This window comes from Planococcus sp. TJ-302, assembly GCF_058268455.1.
Map to the genome: position 1 here is coordinate 390,548 of NZ_JBZDOI010000001.1, position 20,939 is coordinate 411,486.

Annotated in this window: 18 protein-coding genes, 1 pseudogene and 1 riboswitch; of the genes and pseudogenes, 15 read left to right on the forward strand and 4 right to left on the reverse strand. The window is 40.5% G+C overall.

Annotated features, from left to right (window positions below):
- Nucleotides 1–95 precede the first annotated feature (95 nt).
- The 8 genes from AC4EHB_RS02010 (at nucleotide 96) to AC4EHB_RS02045 (ending at nucleotide 9,860) form a co-directional block, all read left to right on the forward strand.
- Entirely contained in the window at nucleotides 96–1,328 is a 1,233-nt protein-coding gene (locus AC4EHB_RS02010) for an argininosuccinate synthase (RefSeq protein WP_490973916.1), read from the forward strand.
- Nucleotides 1,325–2,698 (forward strand): argininosuccinate lyase, encoded by a 1,374-nt coding sequence (gene argH / locus AC4EHB_RS02015; RefSeq protein ID WP_490973917.1) that lies wholly within the window; start codon nucleotides 1,325–1,327, stop codon nucleotides 2,696–2,698. Before AC4EHB_RS02010 ends, argH begins: the two co-directional genes overlap by 4 nt.
- Before the next feature lie 234 nt (nucleotides 2,699–2,932).
- Nucleotides 2,933–3,121: a DinB/UmuC family translesion DNA polymerase gene (locus AC4EHB_RS02020; RefSeq protein WP_490975600.1), complete on the forward strand. Its 189-nt coding sequence runs from the start codon at nucleotides 2,933–2,935 to the stop codon at nucleotides 3,119–3,121.
- A gap of 469 nt (nucleotides 3,122–3,590) precedes the next feature.
- Nucleotides 3,591–4,631 carry a hypothetical protein gene (locus tag AC4EHB_RS02025; protein ID WP_490973918.1) on the forward strand — a complete coding sequence of 347 codons (1,041 nt, stop codon included), beginning with the start codon at nucleotides 3,591–3,593 and terminating at the stop codon, nucleotides 4,629–4,631.
- Between the two features lie 897 nt (nucleotides 4,632–5,528).
- Nucleotides 5,529–5,777 (forward strand): acyl carrier protein, encoded by a 249-nt coding sequence (locus AC4EHB_RS02030; RefSeq protein ID WP_490973919.1) that lies wholly within the window; start codon nucleotides 5,529–5,531, stop codon nucleotides 5,775–5,777.
- Nucleotides 5,770–7,164 (forward strand): AMP-binding protein, encoded by a 1,395-nt coding sequence (locus AC4EHB_RS02035; protein WP_490973920.1) that lies wholly within the window; start codon nucleotides 5,770–5,772, stop codon nucleotides 7,162–7,164. The genes AC4EHB_RS02030 and AC4EHB_RS02035 overlap by 8 nt, the downstream gene beginning before the upstream one ends.
- A 254-nt stretch (nucleotides 7,165–7,418) precedes the next feature.
- Nucleotides 7,419–8,870, forward strand: coding sequence for an MBOAT family O-acyltransferase (locus AC4EHB_RS02040; RefSeq protein ID WP_490973921.1), 1,452 nt, complete (start codon nucleotides 7,419–7,421; stop codon nucleotides 8,868–8,870).
- 84 nt (nucleotides 8,871–8,954) lie between these two features.
- Nucleotides 8,955–9,860 (forward strand): hypothetical protein, encoded by a 906-nt coding sequence (locus AC4EHB_RS02045; RefSeq protein WP_490980533.1) that lies wholly within the window; start codon nucleotides 8,955–8,957, stop codon nucleotides 9,858–9,860.
- 202 nt (nucleotides 9,861–10,062) lie between these two features.
- Here AC4EHB_RS02045 and AC4EHB_RS02050 read toward each other — a convergent pair.
- The 4 genes and pseudogenes from AC4EHB_RS02050 to AC4EHB_RS02065 all read right to left on the reverse strand — a co-directional run.
- A pseudogene (locus AC4EHB_RS02050) lies at nucleotides 10,063–10,352 on the reverse strand (recombinase family protein); the annotation flags it as partial.
- Nucleotides 10,353–10,720: 368 nt separating this feature from the next.
- Nucleotides 10,721–11,317 (reverse strand): hypothetical protein, encoded by a 597-nt coding sequence (locus AC4EHB_RS02055; protein ID WP_490973923.1) that lies wholly within the window; start codon nucleotides 11,315–11,317, stop codon nucleotides 10,721–10,723.
- Between the two features lie 862 nt (nucleotides 11,318–12,179).
- Complete coding sequence (locus tag AC4EHB_RS02060) at nucleotides 12,180–13,130, reverse strand: hypothetical protein (protein ID WP_490973924.1); 951 nt, start codon at nucleotides 13,128–13,130, stop codon at nucleotides 12,180–12,182.
- A complete protein-coding gene (locus tag AC4EHB_RS02065; protein ID WP_490973925.1) occupies nucleotides 13,123–13,647 on the reverse strand; it encodes an RNA polymerase sigma factor in 525 nt (174 codons plus the stop codon). The genes AC4EHB_RS02060 and AC4EHB_RS02065 overlap by 8 nt, the downstream gene beginning before the upstream one ends.
- A gap of 661 nt (nucleotides 13,648–14,308) precedes the next feature.
- Between AC4EHB_RS02065 and AC4EHB_RS02070 the strand changes: the two genes are divergently transcribed.
- The 7 genes from AC4EHB_RS02070 to thiE all read left to right on the forward strand — a co-directional run bounded on the left by AC4EHB_RS02070 (nucleotide 14,309) and on the right by thiE (nucleotide 20,939).
- Nucleotides 14,309–14,734: a cytidine deaminase gene (locus AC4EHB_RS02070; protein ID WP_490973926.1), complete on the forward strand. Its 426-nt coding sequence runs from the start codon at nucleotides 14,309–14,311 to the stop codon at nucleotides 14,732–14,734.
- Between the two features lie 101 nt (nucleotides 14,735–14,835).
- Nucleotides 14,836–15,354: a cysteine hydrolase family protein gene (locus tag AC4EHB_RS02075; RefSeq protein ID WP_490973927.1), complete on the forward strand. Its 519-nt coding sequence runs from the start codon at nucleotides 14,836–14,838 to the stop codon at nucleotides 15,352–15,354.
- A 678-nt stretch (nucleotides 15,355–16,032) separates the two neighbouring features.
- Nucleotides 16,033–17,370, forward strand: coding sequence for a PQQ-dependent sugar dehydrogenase (locus AC4EHB_RS02080; RefSeq protein ID WP_490973928.1), 1,338 nt, complete (start codon nucleotides 16,033–16,035; stop codon nucleotides 17,368–17,370).
- A 976-nt stretch (nucleotides 17,371–18,346) separates the two neighbouring features.
- A riboswitch (TPP riboswitch) is annotated at nucleotides 18,347–18,449 on the forward strand.
- A gap of 86 nt (nucleotides 18,450–18,535) precedes the next feature.
- Entirely contained in the window at nucleotides 18,536–18,694 is a 159-nt protein-coding gene (locus AC4EHB_RS02085; protein ID WP_490973929.1) for a hypothetical protein, read from the forward strand.
- Nucleotides 18,684–19,499 (forward strand): hydroxyethylthiazole kinase, encoded by an 816-nt coding sequence (thiM, locus tag AC4EHB_RS02090; protein WP_490973930.1) that lies wholly within the window; start codon nucleotides 18,684–18,686, stop codon nucleotides 19,497–19,499. The genes AC4EHB_RS02085 and thiM overlap by 11 nt, the downstream gene beginning before the upstream one ends.
- A complete protein-coding gene (gene thiD, locus AC4EHB_RS02095) occupies nucleotides 19,475–20,308 on the forward strand; it encodes a bifunctional hydroxymethylpyrimidine kinase/phosphomethylpyrimidine kinase (RefSeq protein ID WP_490973931.1) in 834 nt (277 codons plus the stop codon). Before thiM ends, thiD begins: the two co-directional genes overlap by 25 nt.
- On the forward strand, nucleotides 20,298–20,939 hold the full coding sequence (gene thiE / locus AC4EHB_RS02100) for a thiamine phosphate synthase (RefSeq protein WP_490973932.1): 642 nt from the start codon (nucleotides 20,298–20,300) through the stop codon (nucleotides 20,937–20,939). Before thiD ends, thiE begins: the two co-directional genes overlap by 11 nt.

A 20,939-nucleotide genomic window follows, 5' to 3' on the forward strand; every position in this document is an offset into this window, starting at 1 on the left:
TATAGAGTTATACGCTTGCACTTATAAATATTCCATGTTACTATATGTATATTCACAACATATAACTGTATAAAAATACATTGGAGGTTTTCATATTGAATAAAAAAATAGTATTAGCGTATTCAGGGGGATTAGATACATCGGTGGCCATTCCGTGGTTGAAAGCAGAAGGCTACGATGTCGTTGCAGTGTGCCTCGATATCGGAGAAGGCAAAGACTTGGAGTTCATCAAACAAAAAGCACTTCAAGTGGGCGCAGTTGAAAGTTATATGATTGACGCGAGAGATGAATTTGCGGATGAATATGCACTCATTTCATTACAAGCCCATACATTATATGAAGGAAAATATCCATTAGTGTCCGCGCTGTCGCGTCCGTTGATTTCGAAAAAACTGGTTGAAATTGCCGCCGAAACTGGCTCGACTGCAGTTGCGCATGGCTGTACAGGAAAAGGGAATGACCAGGTGCGTTTTGAAGTTTCCATCAAATCATTGAATCCTGCTCTTGAAGTGGTTGCGCCGGTTCGCCAATGGGGTTGGTCGCGTGACGAGGAAATCGCTTATGCGATCGAGCATGATGTGCCGATTCCAGTGAATTTGGACAGCCCATTCTCAATCGATATGAACCTTTGGGGCCGTGCCAATGAATGTGGCATCTTGGAAGATCCGTGGGCAACGCCGCCAGCTGATGCGTACGATATCACAGCGGCGCTAGAAGACACGCCAGATGTTCCAGACATCGTTGAAATCGAATTCTTCAAAGGCGTCCCGACTCAATTGAACGGCGTCTCATATAAATTTACAGACCTGATTTTAGAATTAAACCATATCGCCGGCAAACACGGCGTCGGCAGAATCGATCATGTTGAAAACAGACTGGTCGGCATCAAATCGCGTGAAATTTACGAAGCGCCTGCTGCGATGACGTTGATTGCGGCACATAAAGAATTGGAAGACATCACGCTAGTTAAAGAAATGGCACATTTCAAACCGGTCATCGAGAAAAAAATGACGGAATTGATTTATGAAGGCTTATGGTTCTCGCCGCTCCGCATCGCGCTTGAAGCATTCCTGAAAGAAACGCAGGAATTCGTCAACGGCACTGTGCGTGTGAAATTGTTCAAAGGCCACGCCATTACGGAAGGGCGTAAATCACCGAATTCATTGTACAACGAACAATTGGCTACTTATTCAACAGACGATACGTTTAACCACGCTTCTGCGGTCGGCTTTATCGAATTATGGGGCCTTCCAACAGTTGTCAACGCTATGGTCAATAAAAAAGAAGTGGCAGTCACGGAACAAGTGAAAGAGAAGGTGAACATATGACCAAACTGTGGGGCGGCCGTTTCCAGAAATCCGCCGAACAGTGGGTTGATGAGTTCGGCGCATCGATTCCATTTGACCAAAAGCTGGTAATGGAAGATTTGGAAGGAAGCACGGCGCATGTCAAAATGCTTGCGGCGTGCAACATCCTGTCGCAACAAGAAGGCGAGCAGATTTTGTCCGGCCTGGAAAAGCTGAAAGTCAAAGCCCAGGCAGGCGAGCTGGAATTCAGCACGGCAAACGAAGACATCCATTTAAATTTAGAGAAATTTCTGATTGACGAAATTGGTCCGGTGGGCGGCAAGCTTCACACGGCAAGAAGCCGAAATGATCAAGTTGCGACGGATATGCATTTATATTTGAAAAACCGGGTAAAGGAAATCATTGAAGCAATCGAAGCGTTCCAAAGCGCGATCGTCGAACAAGCGGAAACGCATGTCGAGACAGTGGTACCAGGCTATACCCATCTGCAGCGTGCGCAGCCGATTTCATTCGGCCACCATTTGCTGACGTATTTCTGGATGCTCCAGCGCGACAAAGAGCGCCTCACTGAATCGATGAAGCGCATCGACTTGTCGCCGCTCGGCGCAGGAGCGATGTCCGGCACGACATTCCCAATCGACCGTGAAATGTCCGCGAGCTTCCTTGGCTTTACAGGCGTTTACCAAAACAGCCTGGATGCCGTCAGCGACCGTGATTTCATCTTGGAATTCCTCAGCAACGCATCGATGCTAATGATGCATTTGTCGCGTTTCGCAGAGGAAATCATCCTGTGGTCGAGCGAAGAATTCCGCTTTATCGAACTTGACGATACCTTCTCGACGGGCTCAAGCATTATGCCACAGAAGAAAAATCCCGACATGGCTGAATTGATCCGGGGCAAAACGGGCCGCGTCTATGGCAATCTTTTCGGGTTGCTGACGACACTGAAAGGCTTGCCGCTTGCTTATAACAAAGATTTGCAGGAAGACAAGGAAGGCATGTTCGACACCGTCCATACGCTGATGGGCTCCTTGCCGATTTTTGAAGGCATGGTCCGCACAATGACGGTCCGCACTGATTCGATGGAAAAAGCCGTCCATTCGGATTTCTCGAACGCGACGGAGCTGGCGGATTACCTTGCCGCCAAAGGCTTGCCGTTCCGCGAAGCGCATGAAGTGACCGGCAAACTGGTCTTTACGTGCATCCAGCGCGGCTATTACCTGAAAGACTTGCCGCTTGCGGAGCTTCAGGAAGCTAGTCCGTTGATCGAAGACGACATTTACGGTGTGCTGTTGCCGAAAACAGCGGTAGCCCGCAGAAATTCGCTCGGCGGCACAGGATTTGACCAAGTACATTACCAATTGGGACTTGCCAAGCAACTCATCGGGTAACAAGTCCAAATTTATAAAGCCGAAGCGCTTGGTACCCGCTGTCGGCGCCCTTTGTCCGCAATTCCTATCCCCCTTAGGAATTGCGGCTTTTTTTTGCGGCACCTACATTTATATAATTGCAGGATGAAAAATCTTTGCTTATACATCTAAACAGTTCAGTTGAGGCGTATATTACGGATGGATGCAGGCTAAAGCAAGACCGCGTTAGGTAGCGCCTTTTTCTGCTCACGTACGATTGACGAGGCGACAAATGGGACAATGCAAATCTACCGGGTATTCCTGGCATTGGTCCATGCCTTTTACATCCGCAAGCCGGTCCGACAGATTTCCTTATCCATCGGCAATCTCGAAGAGGCATTCTCAATGCAGCTGTTCTGTTTTGAGACCTCAAGCGGGAGAACCGAAAGCTTGCGACAGCCATAGACAACATTCGGAATCACGATAACGAGAACGAAATTGTTTGAGGGGCTAAAGAATTGAACAAAAAAAAACCAAGAAAAGTTGGCTTGGCTTTAGAACTTTAATGGAGTGAATACAGATAATTGAGGATTATCCAGAGAAAAAACATTTAAATAAATCATCAAAAGTATCGATTTTAATGCGAAACATTACGTTTAACTGATTAAACGTAATGTTTGCCACACTAAAACATCTAATGATACAAAAACAGTTAAGTAAAGATGAATCCTTGGTGAATATGTAACAATTTACTAATAAGTGATAATATAAAAAAAAGCCTCTTAGCTGGCTCGTATTAAAATGCGTAGTATTCTTAATTTTTCTAATGATAGATGAATTATTATTTATAATGTAATTTTTAAACTGGTGCTTTACTTGAACAAGGAGTAGTGCTTTTTCCTTTTTCGACTAACGCAACGATTGGAGTTGTTCGATGGACTGTATCATTTGTGGGAAACAAGTAGTAAATGAAAACAATCGATTGCAAAAGAAAGTGAAAGATTATTTGAGAATAACCACCGAACTAGATGTAAAGCATCTTTGGATTAAACAATGGAAAATCTGTTTTGACTGTAGTGAATCGTATACAAATGACAATCTTGTAAATAATTCTGAAGTTCTACAAAAAATAGAGAACCAGAAAAAGCGTAAGAAACAACTAGGAAAAGCTAAAAGAAAACAGGAGCCTTTGGGAGAAACACGAGCTTATTACATTGAGAGATATATTTATTATGCTACGTGTAAAGCAGAGCAAAAAGGTCAACATATAGTTAAACCACTACCCTTGATAAATAGCCGACAATACGATGCCGCCTATATTGAATATGTGAAAAGCAGTGAATCTACCGCTGTGTTGATTGTGCGGGATATGGTAAAGGATATAGACACAAAGGGAAAGTGGATTGATGTAAGGCATATGGAGACGCGATTTTTGTCTCATTCTGAGGGGGATTTTTCTTTTATCATTGTTGAATTATTTTCGAGAAAACAAAAACCAACTTATCCGAAGAAAATGGCAGGAGAGACGAATTCGGATTACAAAAATCGTATAGCGTATATCACGTGGCAAACCGCAACGGCTGACATACATGATCAGCGAACTCAAGGAATAAAGGGAGACGTATATATCGTGTTGCCTTGTCTAAAGAACGAACATGAGGGCACGTATGATAAGCATTATATCGTATGGGATAATTCGCACCGTCACTTCAAGCGCGTTAGAGAAAGCAATCAATATGTAAATATTTTAAAGCCGCCTATATGGGGATACGATATCGTTGCTACAAAAAAAATAAATCATCAACAGCTGCGTTATATTGAAAAAAACTTGTATCAAATCATTGGCAAAACCCATAAAAAAAGTGCCGTTACTCTTTCCATATTCAGCCCGCAAAAGAAAAAAGGGACTGCATCAAAATTGAAAAGGGAGATAAAAGGAGAAAGGGATAGAAAAACTGATCCGCGTCCCGTTTAATGAACAGTTTATAAAAAGGTACCCCGCAGCTAGGCTGCGACTAGATGACTTCGGTATTCTGCCGGAGTCATTTTTTTAGTTTCCCTAAATAATTTAAACATGGACAATAGAGGATTATCTAACGCTATTTATAGGAGTGAAAAAGCCGGCTTAAGTGCACAGTCTTCTAAATAATTTGGTTTTAATATTGCTGACTTGGTAAGTTCATGAACAAATCGACTAACTGGTCATGGTTGCTTTTAGTTCAATACGGCAAAAAAAGCGAGCATGCGCATCAAACGAAAACTAGCTGAAACCCTTGAAGTAGATTGAGCAGACTATACATGTGCGTCAGAGATCAAGCAAGTGGTGAGGTTCACGAGGTGTTTCTCTTTGCGGCTACTTTGTCCTGTAGTGGCTTTTGTATGTAGCAGGGTTTTATTTCATGAAAACGCTCTCCGACGCCATTTTTAAATGGGTGATCCATAGTTCGTGTTCCATGTTTATGACGGCAAGAATTCGATGAGTGAAGGCTCAGAATTCAGTTATAAGTATAAAAATCGCATTTAATTACTATATTGACTTTTCTTTTCATGGACTTATAATTGAATATGATAATCATTTTCAATTAAGCTATTTAAAGATAGCTTTCAGGAAGCGTAAAAGATGTTGACGTATAAACAAGCTACCATTACGATGTCAATGATGCATTATATAAAGCATTCAAAAAAGAAGCTGGTATTAAAGTATAGATCGTTAAAAGTGAGCCAAATGAGATATTAGCATGCATGAAGCGAGAGCATCATCTGCAAGTTGTAGTAGTTGAATCCTAAAAAATTGTCAGATACAGAAACTGTTTAAGCAAACAAGGCCTTCACACAGATGCAAGTGAAAGTAATTATTGAAAGGGCGTTAATGATGAAAAATATCGAAAAATATAGAAGTGTATTTATAGATGCGTTGGAATTGGAAGAAGACGAGGTAAGTGAAGATTTAGCACTAGGAGAAACAAGAGAATGGGATTCACTTGGACATATGATTCTCATTTCTACGATTGAAGATGTTTTTGATGTCTCAATAGATTCTGAATGGATTACAGAGTTCAATTCTTACCAGTCAGGAATGGAGCTATTGAATCGGTTGGGAGTAGACTTTATTAATGAATAGTTTCAAAAAAATTGAGGAGTTTGGAAACCGCACCGCTGTATATGCTGAGCGCGAATATTCTTACGCTGAAATGGTAGAAATTGCTGACGCTATCTCCGGTAAAGTAGGAGAAAGAACGCTCGTTTTTTGTTTATGTTCAAATAATAAAGAGTCTATATTTGGCTACGTGGGCTTTATTAGAGGTCGGGTTGTACCTGTTCTTTTGGATGCTTCCATCCAGATGGATCGGTTGCATAGACTGATTAACCTTTATAAGCCTGCATACATTTGGGCGAGTAGTGAAAATCAAGACCTATTAAAAACAATGGATTGTTCATATGTGTTTGGAGAATACACACTATATAGATGTCCGACATTTTTACAACATGATCTTGATGAACATCTTGCGCTCCTTTTATCAACCTCCGGAAGTACGGGCAGCCCCAAATTTGTCCGCTTAAGTTATGAAAATATTTTCGAAAATGCGGAATCCATTGTGAAGTACCTTGACATCCATGCAGATGATAAACCGATAACAACGCTTCCAATGAATTACTCCTATGGTCTTTCCATCATCAATAGTCATTTCATTCGCGGGGCGACGATCATTGTAACGGATGCATCTATCATACAAAAAGAGTTTTGGGACTTATGCAGAGAGCAGCGAGCAACGACTTTTGGTGGAGTTCCTTTCGTGTATGAGATGCTTAATAGACTGAAGTTTGAAGAGTTTAATCTTCCAAGTTTAAAAAAACTAACGCAAGCAGGTGGAAAATTAAGCGCGAATCTATCGTCTAAATTTGCTGAAGTATGCAATCAGAAAGGGATTCAATTTTTCACCATGTACGGTCAAACTGAAGCAACGGCGCGGATGAGCTATTTACCCCATGAAAAAAACTTTGATAAAGTCGGCAGTATTGGGATTGCCATCCCAGGTGGAGAACTGATGCTGCAAGATGACAATGGCAGCAAAATTACAGCGCCTAATGTTATCGGCGAATTGATCTACAAAGGAGCAAATGTTTCTTTGGGGTATGCTGAGTCGTTAGTCGATCTTTCGAAAAAAGACGAGAACAACGGTATGTTGTACACAGGTGATCTCGCTCACTTTGATCAGGATGGTTATTTTTTTATAACTGGACGAATCAAAAGAATCATTAAAGTCGCTGGAAACCGTATCAGCTTAGATGAAGTTGAAGGACTTTTAAATGAGCATGGTCATGATTGCGTCTGCGCTGGGACGGATGACCAAATGTATATTTACACATTAAAAGAAGATCGTGTTCAAATAAAAAAAATAATTAAGGAAAAATTAAACTTAAAGGGCTTTGAGATTATGAGAATTGAGGAAATCCCACGTAACCATTTTGGGAAAATACTCTATTCTGAGTTACCTAAAAATGGATAATTCATTAACGCTTGAACCCGTAATAGGAAATGTAATGCATGTGACAAAACCTTAAATACTGAAAGCTGAAACTAAGTGAGCCACCTTTTACGAGAAAGTTGAGAGAATGTGGAACCAATATTAGTACAGGATTTATTCGTTCTTAAGCGTTTGGTCGACACATTTCAGAGGTTCACGCAATTTGGACCACTTTAGGATTATTGTTTATCTCGTTTTATGAAAAATCTTAAGTTTACTTTTTATCAGGTGATTGGATGACCTTTATATCAATTGAGTTTCTCCTGTTTTTCGCAATAACCGTTTTTACGTATTATCTATTCCCACATCGATGGAGATGGGTTCTTTTACTAGCAGCAAGTTACGGTTTTTACGCTACCTTGAGCAGCTACTTTATCCTGTTGCTACTTGCAAGCACAGCTTTTTCTTATTTTACTGGAATTATCATTGAAAAGCAGGAGACAAAGAAACAGAAGAAAAAAGTCATGCTATTTGGTATTTCCGCATTATTGTTTTTCCTCGGGTGGTTTAAATATTTTAATTTTGTAAATGACTCAGTTCGAGCAATTTCAACATACATGGATTGGAATTATGCCGTACCATACCAAGACATAGTCCTGCCCTTAGCCATTTCTTTTTATACATTTCAGGCCGTAAGTTATCTTGTGGACATCTACAATGGAAAACAAAAAGCAGAAAGACATTACGGCTATTTCTCAATCTATTTTGCTTTTTTCCCACAATTAGTTGCGGGACCGATTGAACGTGCGAAGAAATTGCTTCCGCAATTTAAAGTGGAACAAACGTTAAAATATGAAAATTTAAGCTATGGGATGAAGCGAATCGCATGGGGGTTTTTTAAGAAGACATTAATCGCTGATCGACTAGCTCCGATTGTAGCTAGTGTTTACGATAGTCCGGACCCGACTGGTTCACAAATCGTCTTAGCTACTATTCTATTTTCAATCCAATTGTACGCTGATTTTTCAGCACTTAGTGACATTGCTATCGGTTGTGCAAGAATGCTTGGGATAAAATTGACAGAAAACTTTAAGCAGCCGCACTTTGCCGTTTCGATAGCGGATTTCTGGAGTAGGTGGCATATTACGCTTTCTACATGGCTCAGAGACTATATCTTTGTGCCGTTATGTAAAGGGAAAAAGAAGAGAAGTGAAATTTATTTAGTCATTATCATTACTTTTTTAATAAGCGGCATTTGGCACGGAGCCGCTTGGACTTTTGTTATATGGGGGCTAATTCACGGGTTTTATCGTGTTTTTGGAGATCACACAAAACATGTTCGTGGAAAGATGGCGACATTTATACAATTGGATAGGAGTCCAACGCTGCATAAATGGATAAAAATTTCAATAACTTTCCTGCTAGTGTGTTTTTCTAGAGTTTTTTTCCGATCGGATTCCGTTACAGACGCATTTGAAAATGCACAGCTTTTCTTAACGTTCAGCTCATGGAGCCCATCAGGAATTATGAAGGCAGCTGAAATGTTTTCGCTGCTGGATCTAGTGATCTTCGGTTTTTTCTTTGTCATTGTACAACTGTTTCATTATATCGAACGAAAAAATGCTTCAACATGGACCTGGCTATCACAGCGTCCGGCATTCGCTCGATTTGCATTTTACATTTTAATCGTTGTCTCAATCCTTGTATTCGGTGTTTCGGGTGAAGGGTTTATCTATGGTGGCTTTTGATCGAAATGCAAATTACGTGGGCATTTTGTTGGCGGGCGATTCAACAATTTTGGCAAAAGAAGTACAGCATCGAAAGGATTTGCTATGAGCCGTTTATTCATTAAGTTAACAATCATCATTATGGTGGCTATACTGCTGTTTATCCCAGTAAATAAATTTGTCATGGATTCCTATGATTACAACATAAACCATGACATATTGGCGTTTAAGAAAAATCCACATCCCGTTGATATCATCAATCTAGGTGCATCTCATTCCATGTATGGGTATTATTTTAAACCTACTGGTTTATCCCATCTGGACTTAGCTCTTCCTGCGCAGACGATTCAATACGACTTTAAATTGTTGAAAGAGTATGGCGAGTATCTTAAAAGGGATTGTGTAGTCATCATTTCCATTTCTCAAATGACTTTTGCAAATTTTGAGACCCAGAATGTAGGAAATTATTATGAAGTTTTGGATCGTAACCAAATTGAACCGTTTCGGTTACTGGATTATTACAGTTACTTGTATTTACCTGGGGCAAATGGTGAGAGTTTCAATTCTGCGCTATCAGGCAAATTGAAAAGCTATAGATGGGATTCTCATCAGCCCTGGGCAAATAACGGCAAAAACTATGCGGAAAGAAAGTATGAATACGTAGAAGACCAATACAGAGAAGCGACTGAAAAAAATCACATTAAACAAAATCTGAGGCAGTTAAAGGAAATGTTGGAGTATTGTAAAGAGAAAGGCTATCAAGTCGTACTAACCATGGAGCCAGTGCATCAGGCTTATGAAGAACATTTCGATGAAGAAGTGATGAATCGACTTGTTTTTCAATACTTAAAACCGCTTGAAAAAGATGCTCCTTTTTTAAATTACATGAATGATCAACGGTTCGTTGACAACAAACACTATTTTATCGATGCCGACCATTTAAACAGTGAGGGCAGAAAGAAGTATTCTTGGATCGTTTACAAGGACCTCAAAAAATTAGGGTATTTCTGAGCGATTTGTATGACTAGCTCCTATTATTGATAATAACTTATTTAAACCTGAAAGATTTATTTTCTATTGATGTCCCTTTAAATGGAAGGTAACAAAGTTTGTGCTATCATCTCCTGGAAGACAAGAATTGAAAGACAATTCTTGTCTTCCAGGAGATTTTTTATGTCTACAATGGCAAAAGATGTGATTAAAATGAGGTGAAATCCAACACCACAATATCCGCTTCAATATTTTTCGTGAGGTCATTCCATTCCTGAAGAATCTCTTCTTTGTTCCGGCCAAACCGATTCAAGGAGTGGATCTACAAAATATCTCCTTTTCGAATAATCCGTTTTAGTAATTGGTAGTTTGCGCGTTCAAAGTTTTCCCCACTTTGCTGTCTAAATAAATGTCCCGTTCAATGATGCCCATTTTTCTTATGGCTTCCAATTGACGGCCTTCATTTTGATCTTTGGTGCTGACGCGTATGTAACCAAATTTGCGATGTTCCATAATTTACCTCGGTAAACGATTCTTTTCTCTCTTTATACACGTGAAGAGTTCGTAAAAGTGTGTGCAAAATCGCGAACGTTCGTAAAGTGATTTGACACGTTTACGAACGCTCTTTTTGGTCATTTTCAGCTCTTCTCGAAGCGTTCGTAAAAGTGTACTTTTACGAACGGTCCTATAACTCAATATAGGAAAATACCCGCATGGTATTTGGAAATCAAAAACGTTTTCTTACAAGTTCTAAAAAAATGCAGCTCCATACGTTAGATGAGTGTCTAACAGCAGAGGTGCAGATAATAAAGGGAATGTTTATATATTCTCTATTCCTTGATTTCATCTCTTTATCTAAAAAAGCGTCTTTAATATATCCCTTAAAGCAGATTACCGATATATTCTCTCTCCACGCTGAAAAGATCTAACAATGCTTCATTTTTTGCTTCATTTTTTAAAACTTTAAGAGATTGGATATATACCATATGGCGGGGATCATATTCAAAACCAGTTTCTTTTAATGTGACAATAGGGCGGTTAACATAGAAGATTTTTTTAGGTTTTGTCACAAATCCCCATTCCATCTCTGGGTATTCTTTTCGAAAAACTTCTCCGTAATAAATACCGATATCTATGATTAAACTTTGTGTTGCTAGAGTAAGTTCAGATGGATTTTTTGAATGAATTTCGTGCATCCATTCCGGGAGGTTTGCTAATTCCTCGGACAGTTGCTCAGGAGATTTTGGCTCAACATCTACCCGTGGTATAAACCACTTCCACAAAGCAACCAGAGATTCGGGTGATAAATCTAATGAAATTATATTGCTTTCGTTGCTCCACATATACAATTTTTTCAGCTGACTGAGACGGTCTGGTATCTGACTGACAAACCAATCGAAATGTTGTTGCGCTTCTTTCTTGGTCATTTCTTCAAATACCTTAAGCTCAAAGGGGGGTTCCATTGCATAGTAATCCATCCGTCTTCTCCTTTCACTTTTGTTATTTACGTTACAGACAAACTGAGTAATAATTTCCATGTTCCAATTAAACTTTCAATTTCCTGTTTATAGTAAGCTCATTTTATATTATCATTTTAAACAATTTACTAGTTTACATATCCCGAAATTATCAGAAGTAGTCGTAATTCTGCTAGCAAAATACACAGAGGAAAAGCAGCGCTTAATAGCATTGCTTTTCCTCTGTGTCTGTATAAGTGTACTTTTACGAACGGTTTTTTACAATCTCTATTGATTATGAAAAGTAGTTTAATAGTTGAAAGTAAAGCAGCCCATTTAAAAATATAATTGAAAACACTTAATCGCGCTGACTCCTATTTAAGTTTATACATTTCACAAGAAAAGAGAGTACTAAAAGAGGAACGACAACAAATGTCACTTTTACTAAAGAAATATGTTCTATATAAGAGGTATGGGTTGAACGGTCCGAAGTAAATATAGACCACCAAGTAGGTTCTGAAAAATATAATTGAGAAATTAATAACCATATTAAATAGAATAGTAAAACTGAAAACCAATATTTCTTCATCTTAAGCCTCCTTTTATTTTTAGACGGTTATGCAAATGAAAAGTCACATGAAGAAAATATATTCTTTAGATGAATTAAATGAAAATGAATAACTCATGAGCTATCAGTAGATTAAAAATAAAGTACTATTTAATTTATAGTAGATTACATATCAAGAGTTATCGGAAGCTGCACTAATAGAAAGGGAGAGAAGAGGCCGATAAGGCACATCTTCTCTCCCTTTGTTATTTTTCCCTAAAAAGTAGATTTACGAACGCTTAGTATGAAAACGTACTCGTTTATTCCTTAGTGTTGTTACTGAAGTTGGTTCCACATTGTGGAAAATGCATCTTTGTTCATTTCAAAAAACACCCCCATAAACCCGTAATAGATATACCCATCTTTGAGAAGAGTAAGGCTGACCCTAGAACCGTCATCCAAGTAAATGATCAGCTCCTTGAATTCCTCGTTGTTTCGGGAATCGCCGATTGGGTCAGAGTTTTGTTCGCGGGGACGAGGTTTTGCCTTATTCAGTTCTTCCAGGAAGACATTCACTGAGGCCGTATCTGGAATAGGTGTGAAATTATCAATCTCATTATCCCAATCACTGAATGTTCGCCACTGTGCAAAAGATACATTGCCCGCCATATTTAATTTGCCAAACACATCCTCACCGCTGCTTACCGTAATTCCATCCAGGTTTTCATAGAACTCCGCGTATTGCCCGCCATCTTGTTCCGAATAAGCCATGATCCTGAAGTCTTTATCGTAGCCTTTTACAGAATAAACATCTGTTACTCCGATTGTCGAAGCAAACTCTTCATCGTAGACTTCCTGCTGGCTCCATTCATCGATGGTTCCTTTCGTCGTTCCGAGTTTCTCGCCCAGAAGAGCTTTGGCATCTTCTGCATTGATCTCTGTTCTTGTTTGGGTGAAAGTTTTTCCGTTGTAGACAATTAAACCGATCATTTCGGCATTAGAAGTGTCTTCAGGCAATTGAAGCGCTGGGATTTCCACACTTCCGTCTTCGTTTACAATGAGTGCTTCGGAATTGCCTATTAAATTGTCTGTGGCAATACTATTAAAGAAGGCGAATGCGCCAAAGGATAAGAATAAAACTGCTGTAACCCCAAGGATTTTTCCATTAAATCTTTTTCTGCCCTTATGCATTTCTTTCTTTGCTTGCAAAACGCCTATTTTACTTCTGTTACTCAGTTCCGCAGGTATTTCGATTTTATTCACTTCTTGTTTAATATTATTACCCATATATATCGGCTCCTTTCCAATTCTTCCGCAGCTTGTCCAGTGCCCGGTATAAAATTGTTTTAGCGGTACCCAGTGGAATGTCCATTGTTTCAGCTATCTCTTTGAAAGATAAGTCTTCATAGAATCTCAAGAGAACAACACCCTTTTCGTCTTCATTCAATTGTTCGATCAAGTCACGGACCGTTATTTCTAAAGAAATATCTTCTTCGTTTACATCACCCGATATGTTTTCTTCGACTACCGGCAGCAATCGAATCACAGCTTTACGTTTTCGAAGTAAATCCAGGGAGCAATTGACCGCTATCCTAAGCAGCCAGGTCTTAAACAAACTAGGTTCTTTTAACGTTTTTATGGATTTGAATGAACGATAAGCTGTTTCTTGTACCACATCAAGTGCATCATTTTGATTTTTAACATAGACAAAAGCCATTCGGAAAATATCCTGTTCATATTGTTGAAATAAAGCGTAAAACGCTCCAGTATCACCTTTTTGCGCTTTCTTCACTAAATTCAGCAAGCAATAGCCACCTCCTTTTTCCCATTCTTTTATTAGACGTGCAAATTACTGATTTAGCCTTAACTTATTATAAAATAATCTTCCGAATAGAAAGATGATATAAAAAATCTGGCTCAGTATTTTTTTATATTGTTTCACTGACTGGTATAGGTATCTAAATATGGAATCAAATGTGGAAAATAAGATCATTCTAGGTTACGTTACGGGAAACTCAGTTTACATATGAGGGATTATGAGAAGTTACTGATATATCAAGGGAGAAAGGGGGAAATAGCATGTTTGTAGCTGATAAGATAGGTGCTCCGCCAGAATTGTTAGCTACAAGGTTTCTTATTACTACCTCTCAAAAGTATGCACCCTTTATCTTGAGATGCACCCTCGGAATTCAGAGGAAATGAAAAAATTATTGAGCATTATCCATTCCAAATTAAATCATAGTTAAGTCTAATAAATTATGAGAGCTCGAAGGACGAGGAGGAACTTGCAAAAAGTTTCTTCTTTTTTGTCCAGAAAAATGTACTTTTACGAACGGTTTTATCTTAAAGAAAAAAGATATTTTTTTCTGAATTGATGGAAATTAATGTTAATATAATTATAGTCGCTACCGAAGAGGTGGCTTAAGTTAATCAGTTAAAGTTTTGTTATTGAGGGAGGAATTCACTTGGGTATGGAACAAAAATTGTATGAAATAGTGATTGATTTAATTAAAGAAAGATATCCAGCAGGGTGGGGAGGTGCTGCAGCTGTGAGGCTAAACGATGATACTTTTCTCACTAGTGTAGCTCCTGAAATAATAAATGATTCAACCAACTTGTGTATGGAAACAGGAGCTTTATTGGAAGCACATAAGTTGAATAAAAGAGTCACACATTCGATATGCGTAGTTCGGGATGATGAAAACTCAGAATTTAAAGTTCTATCTCCCTGCGGGATATGCCAAGAAAGACTCTTTTATTGGGGTCCAGCAGTAAAAGCAGCGGTAAGTGTACCGGGGAAAGATCTAACTTTTAAAACACTATCCGAAATGCAACCGTATCACTGGACGGCAGCTTATGATCAATACCAAGAAAAATGGAAGGGAAATTAAAATTTTCTCTCATTATTCGGGTGATTTGTAAAAGAAAAAAGGTTTAAGATTTAGAAAAGTTTATATGCAAAAGCCTGGTTAAATTTTGAGGGGGAGAATTAATGAAGACAGCATTAATGATTATAGATGTTCAAAACGGAATGTTTCAAGAAGGCAATGTGGTTTTTGAAGGGGAAAAGCTGCTGAAAAATTTAAAATGTCTAATTGGACAAGCCCGTTCTACAGGGACACCAATTTTTTATATACAGCATAATGCCCCCGTTGGAAAACCATTAGAGTTTGGCGCAAAGGGATGGGAGTTACATCCTGAAATTGCTCCAGAAACTCAAGACATAATTGTTCAAAAAACTACTCCTGATTCATTTTTTAATACTTCATTAAATGAGGAATTGAAAAAACAAGGAATTGAACATCTAGTAGTTGCAGGTATCCAGACAGAAGCTTGTGTTGATACAACATGCAGAAGAGCATTTAGTATGGACTATAAAGTTACTTTAGCTTCAGATACACATAGCACATGGGATACAGACGAACTTACTGCCCAGCAAATAATAAATCATCATAATGGTGTATTGCGCTGGTTTGCAGACGTTTACTTGAGTGAAGAAATTTCATTCTAATAGCTGATAGTAATCTTACGAACTTAAATGAATAGAAGTTTTCATATCAAAATTTATCGGAAGCTACAAAAATAGAAGGGAGAGAAGAAGCCGATAAGGCACATCTTCTCTCCCTTTGTAATTGTTTCCTAAAAAGTACATTTACGACCGCTTAGTGTGGAAACGCATTCGTGTATTCCATAGTGATGTTACTGAAATAGGCTCCACATTGTGGCAAACACATCTTGATTCATTTTAAAATACACACCCATAAACCCGTAATAGATATATCCATCCTTGAGTAGAGTTAGGCGGATCCTTGGACCGTCATCCAAGTGAAGAGTCAGCTCTGTGTATTCCTCATTATTCCGGGAGTTTCCGATCGGGTCGGAGTTTTGTTCACGGGGGAGAGGTTCTGAGTTATTCAGCTCTTCTAAGAAGGTATACAATACGGCCATATCTGGACGCGGCTCATAATTCTCAATGTCGTTATCCCAATCAATAATAGTATAATTCCCATTTATCATGAAAATAGTCAAAATATTGTTTATTTTAATATAATTGTGATAGCATTATTTCAAAGGAGTTTCATATTTTTAGGTATGATATGAAATTCTTAACAATTTTCGATACTGGATTTCAGGAGACTGAAATTTAATATATATCCAGTTTAATATTTTAGAAAGGGGAGGAAAAACGATGACACAAGTTTCGTGGTCAAGATTAATGCTCTTTACAATGCTGATCTTTGTATTGGCTTTGGCAGCATGTGGCAATGATGAAACTTCAGACGAAGAATCAACTGATGACTCGGATGCTGCAACAGAAGAAAGTGCTGACGAGAGCCCTGAAACAGCAGAAGGTACTGACGAGGGCGTTGAGGAAAGTGCAGATGGAGAATCTGCAGAGACTGAACCAAAAGTTACTGAGTTTGAACCAGCATTTCCAGAACAAACAAGAGCACCTGCAGTAGTGACTGAAACAGAACTTGATGTGGAAGTTGTTGTTGAGGGTCTTGGCGTGTCTTGGGGGATGGCAGAGTTTGAACCCAACCGCTTACTAGTTACGCAAAGAGATGAAGCAGAACTTCTAATTGTAAACCTTGAAGATGGCGCTGTTTCAGATCCAATCGAAGGTACACCAGACGTAAATAACTCAGGTCAAGGTGGCTTACTTGATGTAACCATTGCACCTGATTTTGACGAATCAAGATTGGTATTTTTGACGTTTTCTCAAGATGCTGAAGGTGGTACTGTAACTGCTGTTGGTAAAGGAGTTTTATCAGAAGATGAAGCTTCATTAGAAGATTTTGAAGTAATCTTCCAAGCACTACCAGCATATGATGGTGACTTACACTATGGTGGACGTATTGTCTTTGATGAGGAGGGCAACCTGTTCTTAACAACTGGTGAGCGTTCAGATGATCCAATTCGCGAACGTGCACAAGACTTGGATGCTTACTTGGGTAAAGTCATTCACATTACACAAGATGGAGAAGCAGTAGATACGAATCCATTTGTTGAAGATGAAGACGCACTAGATGGTATTTACAGCTACGGTCACCGTAATATTCAAGGTGTGGACTTCCACCCTGAAACAGGAGACTTATGGATTGTTGAATTCGGTCCACAAGCTGGCGATGAACTGAATATTATTGAACCAGCAAATAACTATGGATGGCCAATTGTTTCTTATGGCATCGAGTATACTGGTGAATTAGTCAATGATGGTATTGCAGAACACGAAGCGCAAGGCTTTATTGAACCAAGATATTATTGGGATCCAACAAGTGCGCCAAGTGGTATGGCATTCTATGATAACAACGCAATTCCTGAATGGGAGAACAACTTGTTCATCGGTGGTCTAGTGTCGAGCTATATTGCACGTGTCGTTATTGAAGATGACATCATCGTTGGAGAAGAACGTCTATTAACTGAAGAAGGCGAACGTTTCCGTGATATTCTTGTAACTGAGGATGGTGCGCTTATTGCAATCACTGATGGCGGTGTGATTTATAAGATTTCTGCAGCAGGTTAAGGTGACTAAGTTGAAGGCGACGACGCTGAATAATTTATTATTCTTTAAAAGCACCCAACCTTATGTCAATGTCTAAACTGAACCCCAAATGGGGGACACTTTAAAAAGTGCCCCCCATTTGGGGTTCAGTTCAAGAATAAGTAACAAGAGGTTTTTTCCAAAACACGAAATGTAGTTAACATATGATTGCTTATCAGAAGTAGTAGTTATTCTCATAGCAAAATCCAAAGAGGATAAGCAGAGCTGATTAGCAATGCTTTTTTTTCTTTTTCAGTATATGTCTACTTTTACGAACAGTTTGTACAGGGCTACCATCAGGGAAATGGGCTTAGCGCTATAAATCTGCATTTTCCTGATGCTACCCCGTATATACCTTGAAAAGGATAAGGGGTTTTTAAGGAAAACTGAAATAATAGGGCATGCTTCAAAAAACGTAAAAAAAAAATTTTTATAGACACCTGGTTGAAAATTAATAGACACCTGAGTGCATACGGAAAAGGGCATACCATTGGCCTTTTTAAAAGAAGGAAGAGGTGTGGGGGAGTTTATTTCCCCCCTATATTCGGGCTATCCTTTTTGTTTGCAATTCCTCTTCTGTTTTACGTGATGATTGCTTATAATTAGAAAAGCTTTTAGCCCACGGGATGGCCATGTCGCCAATTTCTCTCTATTTCTTATCGGGGGAACCGGCTATCCAATATGCCAAATTATTTTCGTTGATTTGCTAAAAAGTGGAGATTAAGTTGCGCCTGCGCCGCGAAATTCCGCGACTGAGAAAGCAGAGATATTCTCAGCCGACAGCCGTTTTGCAACCATCATATCAGTCATCTGTTCGTAGATTTCTGCTCTTTCTTTGTTGAAGAGCTTGTATTGTTTTTAAGTAAGCATGACACCGGCAATTTCCCCTTCACCATTCCAAATCTATATTTGTGATTTTTCAGACATTGTGATAGTCTTTAGGGGAACAACTGAATCAATGCACCACTGGGGGAGCCGGTTACCGGCTGAGACGAGCAAAGCTCGGACCCTTTGAACCTGATCTGGATCATACCAGCGGAGGGAAGTGGGCGAGAGTATGCTGGATTTCTCTATTCCTTTGCGTATTATTGCCGCTTTCCTTAACTGGAAAGCGGTATTTTATTTTGCCTGAAAGGGGATGGAGAAGATGGTATTTACAATAGAAATGCAAGAAGCGAATGCAAGATTAAGGGATACGGATGATGAATGTCCTGTTGCCCAAAGAATGCCGGCTGGCAAATTAGCGATGTGGAAGAGACTGCAATTGCCGGCTTTGAAAGAAGCGGGTGTCTGGCATGTTGAATAGGATACGCAGTGAAAATCCGGTCATCCATTGCATCACCAATCACGTGGTTTCCAATTTTCAGGCGAACGGACTGCTGGCAATCGGCGCTTCACCTATTATGGGCGAGGCGAAAGAAGAAGTGGAAGAGCTGATTGGCATTTCCGGGGCATTGTCCCTAAATATCGGAACTTTGAATAAGGAGACGCTCGATAGCATGATCCTCGCCGGAAAAGAAGCAAATAAGAGGGGTGTCCCGGTCATTCTGGATCCGGTCGGAGCAGGCGCGACCGCTTTTCGGAAGGCTGCAGTCGAGAAAATTTTAACGGAGGTTGATGTCCGGGTGCTGCGCTGCAATGCAGCCGAAATTGCGGCGATCAGTGGAGTGTCATATGGTAGCTCCAAAGGAGTCGATGCAGGACATGCCAATGTCGATGTCGAAGAGCTGGCGAACCGCATGGCAAGAATATACGGGTTGATTGCTGCAGTGACGGGTGAAACCGATGTGGTGGCAGACGGTTCCCAAATTCAAAAGATTTCAGGCGGTGATCCGATGATGGCATCTGTGACAGGAATGGGTTGTCTGCTCAGCAGCGTAACGGCTGCTTTTGTCGCAATGGATCCGGAAAACCCGGCAGCCGCGACCATACAGGCTCTCCGTTTTTACGGAGCAGCCGGCGAAAAGGCAGCTGAAATTTCAAAAGGTCCAGGCAGTTTCCGGGAAGCCTTTTTGGATGTTTTGTTCACTATGAAGCAACAAGAACTAGAAGTCGAATTTCACAAAACAGAAGGAGGGGAAGAGTTGTGGCGGCGATCAAACAGGTCTTGACGATAGCGGGATCGGACTCTGGCGGCGGAGCAGGCATACAAGCGGATATCAAGACCTTTCAGGAGTTGGGGGTGTTCGGCACCTCGGCGATAACAGCGGTCACTGCCCAGAATACTTGTGGTGTTCACGGAGTTTATCCCTTGTCTGTTGAAGCGGTGAAAGCACAAATTGATGCTATTGGAGCGGACTTCCAAGTGGCGGCCTTGAAGACAGGAATGCTTTTCAACGCAGAAATCATTGCAGAAACGGCAAAAGGCATCAGCAAGTACGGCTGGAAAAACCTCGTCGTAGATCCGGTAATGATAGCAAAAGGCGGAGCTGTGTTGCTTCAGGAAGATGCGCTGGCAACATTGCGCGGATCATTATTGCCATTGGCAACGATTGTCACGCCGAATATTCCTGAAGCTGAAATGCTGAGCGGCATGGAAATCCGCAATGCCGGGGATCGAAAGAAAGCTGCTGAAAAAATTCTGGCTACAGGAACCAAAGCGGTTGTCATCAAAGGGGGCCATGCAAAAAAGTTTGTTTTTGCAGAGGATTATTACCTCCATCAGAATGGTGAAACGTTCATTTTGCGTTCGCCGTGGGTTGAAACAGAACAGACGCACGGCACCGGCTGCACATTCTCAGCGGCTTTGACAGCTGAATTGGCGAAAGGCAAAACGATGCGGGAAGCTTTGCATGTGGCGAAACGGTTTATCCAGGCAGCGCTCAGCCACCAGCTTCATATAGGTGCTGGCCACGGACCAACCAACCATGCAGCTTTCCAGCGCTTTCCAGCGAAAGGGGAGGTCTATCTTGTTCAATAAACCGGCGTTTTATTTCATCATGGGTACCGGCAATGTTGGTGAGAAAGACCCGTTGGTCATATTGGAAAAGGCTTTGCAGGGAGGCATCACTCATTTCCAGCTTCGAGAAAAAGGGGCAGGAGCTTTGCAAGGACAGGAGTTGCAGCGGTTTGCGAAAGATTGCCAATCCTTATGCGTAACTTATCAGGTGCCATTCCTGATTAATGACGATGTGGAACTTGCGCTAGCAATCGGGGCTGACGGCGTCCATATCGGCCAGGAAGATTTGGAATGCGGACAGGTTAGAGCGTTAATCGGCAAAGAAAAAATGCTGGGAGTTTCTGTGCATTCACTGGGGGAAGCTCAAATAGCCCTAGAGGCGGGAGCGGATTACTTTGGCATGGGACCGATTTTCGGCACACGGTCGAAAGCGGGTGCCAAACGGCCGGCAGGCACGTCCGAAATCGAAAAAGTCAGCAGCCATTTTCCGGCAATGCCGATTTTTGGCATCGGTGGGATTACCCCTCAAAATGCCGGGGCTGTCTGGCAAGCAGGAGCTACAGGTATAGCGGTAATTTCGGCGTTGGCGGCCGCTGAAGATGTCGGGATAGAACTAACACATTTCAGAAATTCGTATAAAGGAGAGCGTTAA

Bases quoted from the DNA above. Each gene is read 5' to 3' on its own strand.
- argH (WP_490973917.1), top strand. From the start codon at position 1,325: ATGACCAAACTGTGGGGCGGCCGTTTCCAGAAATCCGCCGAACAGTGG.
- AC4EHB_RS02025 (WP_490973918.1), top strand. From the start codon at position 3,591: ATGGACTGTATCATTTGTGGGAAACAAGTAGTAAATGAAAACAATCGA.
- AC4EHB_RS02030 (WP_490973919.1), top strand. From the start codon at position 5,529: ATGAAAAATATCGAAAAATATAGAAGTGTATTTATAGATGCGTTGGAA.
- AC4EHB_RS02035 (WP_490973920.1), top strand. From the start codon at position 5,770: ATGAATAGTTTCAAAAAAATTGAGGAGTTTGGAAACCGCACCGCTGTA.
- AC4EHB_RS02040 (WP_490973921.1), top strand. From the start codon at position 7,419: ATGACCTTTATATCAATTGAGTTTCTCCTGTTTTTCGCAATAACCGTT.
- AC4EHB_RS02045 (WP_490980533.1), top strand. From the start codon at position 8,955: ATGAGCCGTTTATTCATTAAGTTAACAATCATCATTATGGTGGCTATA.
- AC4EHB_RS02055 (WP_490973923.1), bottom strand. From the start codon at position 11,317: ATGGATTACTATGCAATGGAACCCCCCTTTGAGCTTAAGGTATTTGAA.
- AC4EHB_RS02060 (WP_490973924.1), bottom strand. From the start codon at position 13,130: ATGGGTAATAATATTAAACAAGAAGTGAATAAAATCGAAATACCTGCG.
- AC4EHB_RS02075 (WP_490973927.1), top strand. From the start codon at position 14,836: ATGAAGACAGCATTAATGATTATAGATGTTCAAAACGGAATGTTTCAA.
- AC4EHB_RS02080 (WP_490973928.1), top strand. From the start codon at position 16,033: ATGACACAAGTTTCGTGGTCAAGATTAATGCTCTTTACAATGCTGATC.
- AC4EHB_RS02085 (WP_490973929.1), top strand. From the start codon at position 18,536: ATGGTATTTACAATAGAAATGCAAGAAGCGAATGCAAGATTAAGGGAT.
- thiM (WP_490973930.1), top strand. From the start codon at position 18,684: ATGTTGAATAGGATACGCAGTGAAAATCCGGTCATCCATTGCATCACC.